General features: G+C 65.5%; 6 protein-coding genes and 1 pseudogene. 5 read left to right on the forward strand and 2 right to left on the reverse strand.

What is annotated here, in order from left to right; genetic code table 11:
- Positions 1–110, forward strand: a pseudogene (locus tag AC1DX4_RS34950) (IS5/IS1182 family transposase); the annotation flags it as partial.
- A 167-nt stretch (positions 111–277) separates the two neighbouring features.
- On the opposite strand, the gene AC1DX4_RS34955 reads toward AC1DX4_RS34950, so the two are convergent.
- A complete protein-coding gene (locus AC1DX4_RS34955; protein WP_477224668.1) occupies positions 278–694 on the reverse strand; it encodes a winged helix-turn-helix transcriptional regulator in 417 nt (138 codons plus the stop codon).
- A gap of 118 nt (positions 695–812) precedes the next feature.
- Here AC1DX4_RS34955 and AC1DX4_RS34960 point away from each other — a divergent pair, with 118 nt between their 5' ends.
- The 4 genes from AC1DX4_RS34960 to AC1DX4_RS34975 all read left to right on the forward strand — a co-directional run bounded on the left by AC1DX4_RS34960 (position 813) and on the right by AC1DX4_RS34975 (position 4,391).
- Entirely contained in the window at positions 813–1,700 is an 888-nt protein-coding gene (locus tag AC1DX4_RS34960) for an NmrA family NAD(P)-binding protein (RefSeq protein ID WP_477224669.1), read from the forward strand.
- A 36-nt stretch (positions 1,701–1,736) separates the two neighbouring features.
- Entirely contained in the window at positions 1,737–2,342 is a 606-nt protein-coding gene (locus AC1DX4_RS34965; RefSeq protein ID WP_477224670.1) for a dihydrofolate reductase family protein, read from the forward strand.
- 83 nt (positions 2,343–2,425) lie between these two features.
- Positions 2,426–3,370, forward strand: coding sequence for an alpha/beta hydrolase (locus AC1DX4_RS34970; protein WP_477224671.1), 945 nt, complete (start codon positions 2,426–2,428; stop codon positions 3,368–3,370).
- 88 nt (positions 3,371–3,458) lie between these two features.
- Positions 3,459–4,391 (forward strand): sigma-70 family RNA polymerase sigma factor, encoded by a 933-nt coding sequence (locus AC1DX4_RS34975; protein WP_477224672.1) that lies wholly within the window; start codon positions 3,459–3,461, stop codon positions 4,389–4,391.
- A gap of 287 nt (positions 4,392–4,678) precedes the next feature.
- Here the strand turns inward: AC1DX4_RS34975 and AC1DX4_RS34980 are convergent.
- A partial coding sequence (locus AC1DX4_RS34980) for a transposase (RefSeq protein WP_477224673.1) occupies positions 4,679–5,009 on the reverse strand: 331 nt, incomplete at its 5' end.

Consider the following 5,009-nt stretch of genomic DNA (forward strand, 5'->3'; position numbering starts at 1 on the left):
GCATGAAGCTGACCACGATCCGCTATGTCGGGCTGGCCAAAGCCACTGCCCAGGTGACGTTAGCGGCGATTGCCTTCAACATGCGCCGATGGGCCGCCATCACAGGATAGGTGCGCCCGCAGTCCGGCCCCACGAGGCCGAACCGCCGCCCGAAACTCCAAACCAGACACAAGAACTCACGAATACGGGCGACATTCCCGCAATCCCGCTCTCATCCGCGCTCTGCTGCAATTACACAACAGGCCCACAAGGGGAGAAGGGAACGCCGCGCTACCAGCTACCCAATATGCTCTGCCCGCAACGCCGCCTTCATCCGTTCCAGCGCCGGCTCGCCACCGGCCGCCAGCTCGTCGGCGATGCGGGCCAGCTTGTCATCAGCCTTGCGGTGCTTGCTGCCCCAGGCGCCGAGCGTGGCCAGCACCGGCAAAAGGTCGATGCCGGCCTCCGTCAGCCGGTAGATCGCCTTCAGTCCGTGGCTCGGGTCGTCGCTGCGGGTGAGGATGCCTTCGTCCTGCAGCGTCTGCAGCCGCTCTGCCAGCGTGCGCGAGGAGATGCCTTCGTCGGACTGCAGGAATTCGCGAAAATGCTTTTTCCCGGCGAAGACCAGGTCGCGGATGATGAGCAGCGTCCAGCGGTCGCCGAGCAGTTCGAGCGACAGGCTGATCGGGCAGCCGGATCTTTCGCGCGTCGACATTGCTATGGTTCCATTTTTAAATCACTTTACTATTGACATCATTTTTGCCTTGCGTCAATGGTTCCAAAAGTAAAGCAATTTCCGGCCATGACGGCTTGGTTTCGCAGAGGAGGACGACATGAACCGACAAGCGATCGAGAACGACACCGCCTTCACACCGCGGACCGTCGTGGTTGTCGGCGCCACCAACGAGGTCGGCGCGGAAGTCGCTTCCGTGCTTGTCGGGCGGGGGCACACGGTGCGCGGCGTGGCGCGCAGTCTGGGCGTTGCGCTTGACGATGCCGGTGCGTTGAAGGCCGCCTTCTCCGGCGCCGACAGCGCCTATGTGATGATCCCGTTCGACGTCGCCGTGCCGGATCTCCATCGCTTCGAGGACGAGGTCGGCGAGCGGCTGGCAACGGCGATAGCGCACTCCGGCGTGCGCCGCGTCGTGCTGCTCAGCGGCCTCAACGCCCATCTCAGGATGGGAACTTCGCTCGGTGCCGCGTTGATGGAGGAACGGCTGGAAGCGCTCGGGCTCGACGAGCTGGTGTTCCTGCGCGCCTCGTTCTTCACGGAGAATTTTGCTGGGGGCATGGGCTTTGTCCAGCAAGCCGCTTCCGGCGTTTTCGCCACGCCGTTCCGCGGCGATCTGCCGATGCCGCTGATTGCCGCCGGCGATGTCGGGCAGCGCGCCGCCGCCTTGCTGGGCGCCGCCCGATTCCCCACCGAACGGGTCGTCGAATTGCATGGCGGCGGCTACTACACCTTCGAACAGGCCACCGCGATCCTTGGCAAGGCGGTCGGCAGGCAAGTGGCCTATCATGCCGCCCCCTTCGCCGATGTCCGCGCCGGTATGGTCGCCAATGGCCTGTCGGCGAGCTTTGCCGATGCGCTCGGCGAAACGGCGGCAAGCTTCAACAAGGGCGAGCGCTGGGCGCTGGAGGCGCCGTCGGTCCGCAACGCCACGCCGACCAGTTTCGAGAGCTGGGCGCAAGCCTTCGCCCGCCCGCAAAGCGCGGCATGAGCCTTCCGCATAGAATCCGAAAACGAGGCGAACCCCATGAAAAAGCTCATTCTTCAGATGCAGATGTCGGTCGACGGCTTCGTCGGCGCCGATGCGGACCATCGCTGGCAGCTCTGGGAATGGGGCGACGACATCGGCTGGGGCGACGAGTTGAAACAGGATTTCAACACCATCTTCGCCGGTATCGATACCATCCTGCTCAGCCGCAAGATGGCGGAGGAGGGCTATCTCAGCCATTGGGGCAATGCAGCGAAGAAGTATCCGGCAGATCCATTCTACGCCTTCGCCCAGCGCGTCGTGGAGGCTCAGAAAGTGGTGCCGAGCGACAAGCTCAAGGCCTCGCGCTGGGAGCGCACGAAGGTGGTGAGCGGCGACCTGCCGCGCGAAGTCAAGGCGATGAAGATGGGCGAGGGCGCGGATATCGCCGTCTTCGGTGGCGCCGGCTTTGCCTCCGCGCTGATCGCGGCCGGGCTGGTCGACGAGTTCCAGCTGTTCATCAACCCGGCGGTGCTGGGCGCTGGCCGCCGCATCTTCGACCAGGGCGGCTTCCGAAACCTGCGTTTGCTTGGTTCGAAGGCCTATGCCTGCGGCATGGTGGTCAACCGCTACGCGCCGGCGGGTAAAGGAGAAAGAAAGTTCTGATCTGACGTATCCTTTTTCTCCGCCCGTCCGTCCTTGGCTTTGGAAGGTCGCATGTCCGCGATCCGTAACCCTGGGAGACTATCATGGCGAGCATCGAGAGCGAGGCAAACAGGAACCACTACGCGGCGATCACCGCCAATGTCGGCAAGTTCACCAGCCCTCAGGCGATGAACGGCTTCAACGACACCAGCTGGACGGCGCTGACCGGCGAACCCGGCGGCGTCGACTATATCGAGGTCGATGCCGGCGGTGTGCCGGCGCTATGGATCGTGCCGAAGGGCGCCGACGAGGAGCGGGCGCTGCTTTACGCGCATGGCGGCGGCTTCCTCGGCGGCTCGATCTACACGCACCGCAAGCTGGTCGGCCATCTGGCCAAGGCCGTCGGCTGCCGGGCCTTGCTCTATAACTATCCACTGGCACACCAGGCCAAGCATCCGGCCCAGCTCGAAGCGGCGATGGCGGCCTGGAACTGGCTCGTCGACCAGGGCTTCGACACCAGGCGGATCGCGCTTGCCGGCGATTCCTGCGGCGCGGTGCTGACCTACGGCGTGCTGCAGCGGCTGCGTGCCCAGGGCCGGCCGCTGCCGGCCGCCACGCTGATCATCTCCGGCTGGTTCGACATGGCGCTGACCGGCGCCAGCTACGCGACCAACCGCGAGAAGGATCCAGCCTTCGCCAGGGAGTCCGTCGACTGGCTGGTTACCAATTTTATCGGCGACCGCGACCGGCTCGATCCGGAGGTCAGCGCGCTCTATGCCGACCTCTCCGGCTTTCCGCCGGTGTTCCTGCAGGCCGGCGGCGACGAAACGCTGGTCGACGAAAGCCGCATGTTCGCCGAGCGCGCCGGCCGAGCTGGGGTCGAGACACGCCTCGACGTCTTCGACGGCATGCTGCACTCCTTCCAGATGATGGCCGGCCGGGCGCCGGAAGCCGATGACGCGATCGGCCGCTTCGCCGCCTGGGTGCGGCCGAAGCTTGGGCTGCCGGATGCCGTCAGAGACAAGATTGCCAGCGGCAAGGCGGCGTGACCATGCGCCGGCTGGTCGGGTCGCGCTTCGCGCTTGTGGATGTGCCGTGCTTGCGCAATGCTGTGGCAACGCCGAGCGACGTGCCGCGATGAACCAGCAGATCCGCAAATCCCCCGAAGCGAGGCAAGGCGTTGAGCCGCGCCGCGATCCCGAAGGCCTGTTCGACCTGCGCTACAGGGCGTTCCTGGAGACGGTCTCGCATTTGCGCGTCCGTCTGCACCGCTATTGCGCGCGCATGACCGGCTCGGCTCTCGACGGCGAGGACATCATGCAGGAGGCGTTGTTCGAGGCCTATCGCAAGATCGGGCTGCTCGACGATGCACAGGCGCTGCGGCCATGGCTGTTCCGCATCGCCCACAACAGGTGCATCGACTTCATCCGCAACCGCCGCACGCGGCTCAAGGCGGAAGCAGGCTATGCCAGCGATGAGATCGTGCTGCCGGTCGAGCCAGCCGGCCCGGGCGCCGGCCGCGCCATCGAGCGGCTGGTGGTGCACCTGCCGCCCAAGGAGCGCGCCTGCGTGCTGCTCAAGGATGTCTTCGACCACTCGCTGGACGAGATCGCCGACCTGGTCGGCTCGACATCAGGCGGCGTCAAGTCGGCGCTCAATCGCGGTCGCGCCAAGCTCGCCGCTCTGCCGGCGCAATCGGTCGCGGCGCCCGCGCACGACCCCGAACTGGAACGGCTGCTCGGCCGCTATGTCGAACTGTTCAATGCCAGGGACTGGGACGGGGTGCGGGCACTGACCAGCGCCGATGCCCGGCTGCGGGTTTCGGACTGCTACAATGGCTTGCTCTCCAACTCGCCCTATTTCGTCGAATATGAGCAAGGCGAGCCCTGGCGCATGCGTCAAGGCGCGATCGAGGGGGAGGCGGTGCTGGTCGTCGACAGGCTGCAAGGCGAGGCCTGGCGGCCGGCCTATCTGGTGCGGGTCCATGCCGAGGGCGGCGTCATCGACCGCATTGCCGACTATTATGCGTGTCCCTGGATACTGGACATGGTGTTCGCCGACGGGGAATGAAGCGCGGCCTTTCCTTCTCCCCTTGCGGGAGAAGGTGGATCGGCGCGCAGCGCCGAGACGGTTGAGGGGTGTTCCAGCGGAGTGAGGCGTTGGTGTTCCCTGGAGCACCCCTCATCCGACCTCGCTTCGCGAGGCCACCTTCTCCCACAGGGGGCCCGTTGTGTAATTGCAGCAGAGCGCGGATGAGAGCGGGATTGCGGGAATATCGCCCGTATTCGTGAGTTCTTGTGTCTGGTTTGGAATTTCGGGCGGCGGTTCGGCCTCGTGGGGCCGGACTGCGGGCGCACCTATCCTGTGATGGCGGCCCATCGGCGCATGTTGAAGGCAATCGCCGCTAACGTCACCTGGGCAGTGGCTTTGGCCAGCCCGACATAGCGGATCGTRGTCAGCTTCATGCGGTTCTTGAGCGTGGCGAAGGTGGTCTCGACTGCGGCACGCCGTCTGGCGATCAGACGGTTGTAATGTTTGAGCCGCGGCGGCAGTGCATGGTGCTTGTTGGGGCGGCGCGCGATGCGAGGCTTCTTGCCTGCGGCCTTGAGCCGGGCACGGCGGGCATGGGTGTCGTAGGCGGCGTCCGCCCATACCGTCTTCTCGTCGCCGCAGATCAAGGCATCGGCC

This window comes from Mesorhizobium sp. P3_A8 (genome assembly GCF_056402995.1).

What these genes read in the sequence shown, in the direction of transcription:
- AC1DX4_RS34955 (WP_477224668.1), bottom strand. Translation starts at nt 694, where the DNA reads ATGTCGACGCGCGAAAGATCCGGCTGCCCGATCAGCCTGTCGCTCGAA.
- AC1DX4_RS34960 (WP_477224669.1), top strand. Translation starts at nt 813, where the DNA reads ATGAACCGACAAGCGATCGAGAACGACACCGCCTTCACACCGCGGACC.
- AC1DX4_RS34965 (WP_477224670.1), top strand. Translation starts at nt 1,737, where the DNA reads ATGAAAAAGCTCATTCTTCAGATGCAGATGTCGGTCGACGGCTTCGTC.
- AC1DX4_RS34970 (WP_477224671.1), top strand. Translation starts at nt 2,426, where the DNA reads ATGGCGAGCATCGAGAGCGAGGCAAACAGGAACCACTACGCGGCGATC.
- AC1DX4_RS34975 (WP_477224672.1), top strand. Translation starts at nt 3,459, where the DNA reads ATGAACCAGCAGATCCGCAAATCCCCCGAAGCGAGGCAAGGCGTTGAG.